General features: G+C 72.1%; 1 protein-coding gene and 1 pseudogene. Both read left to right on the top strand.

All coding sequences use genetic code 11. From position 1 onward, the window contains the following. Window positions 1-202, top strand: a pseudogene (locus AWC27_RS11725) (PE family protein); the annotation flags it as partial. A gap of 104 nt (window positions 203-306) precedes the next feature. Beyond that, the coding region (locus AWC27_RS11720; protein WP_139836935.1) for a PE family protein at window positions 307-1,029 on the top strand (723 nt) is incomplete at its 3' end.

Below are 1,029 nucleotides of genomic sequence, written 5' to 3'. Positions count from 1 at the left end.
CGGCGGGTCAGGCGGCACGGGCGGACCCACCGCCTCCGCCGATCCCGGTGGGAGCGGCGGCAAAGGTGGACGCGCCGGATTCCTCGTAGGTTTCGGCGGGAACGGCGGCAACGGCGCACCTGGGGCACCAGCGGGCACCGGTGGCCAAGGCGGCGACGGCGGGCAACTTTTCGGGTTGCCCGGCCAACCCGGCCTGCCGTAGCACCAGCGCGCCCTAAAGCTTGGGATCGGTAGGCGGCCGGACGGCAATACGGTCGTGTTGTTCGGCGATCCGCGGGTGGTCGCCGCGTCACTCGGAGGCCGGAAATGTCCTATGTAGTCGCGGTGCCAGAGGTCGTGACGGCAGCGGCGTCGGAATTGGCGAATGTCGGTTCGACGATCAGTGCGGCTAATGCGGCGGCGGCATACCCGACGTCGGCATTGCTGGCTGCGGGCGGTGACGAGGTGTCGGCGGCCGTCGCGGCCATATTCAGCGCGCATGCGCAGGCCTATCAGACGCTCGGCGCTCAGGCGGCAGGATTTCACCAGCAGTTTGTCCAGCTGCTGAGTGCGGGTGCGGGCTCCTACGCCAGCGCCGAGGCCGCCAATGCCAACCCGCTACAGGAGTTGCTCAACGCGATCAACGGCCCCGTCGAGTCGATACTGGGACGCCCCCTGATCGGTAACGGCCGCGACGGCGTCGATGGAACCGGCTCCAACGGCCAGAACGGCGGGTTGCTCTGGGGTAACGGGGGCGCCGGCGGGTCCGGTGGACCCGGCCAGAATGGCGGCAGCGGCGGAAACGGCGGGTTCCTGTTCGGCAACGGCGGCCGCGGCGGCGCCGGCGGCGCCGCTTTCAACGGCTTCGTCGGCTTCGGCGGCGACGGCGGCAATGCCACCGGGCTTTTCGGCAACGGCGGCGCCGGCGGGATCGGCGGGAACGCCGGACCGGGCGGCGTCGCCGGGGACGGCGGCTGGGGCGGCAGCGGCGGATTCATTCTCGGGAACGGGGGGGCCGGCGGGGCCGGCGGGATCGGCGGCGTTGCCGGC

This window comes from Mycobacterium szulgai (assembly GCF_002116635.1).
Classification (GTDB): Bacteria; Actinomycetota; Actinomycetes; order Mycobacteriales; family Mycobacteriaceae; genus Mycobacterium; species Mycobacterium szulgai.
This window is presented reverse-complemented; position numbering and strand designations above follow the sequence as displayed.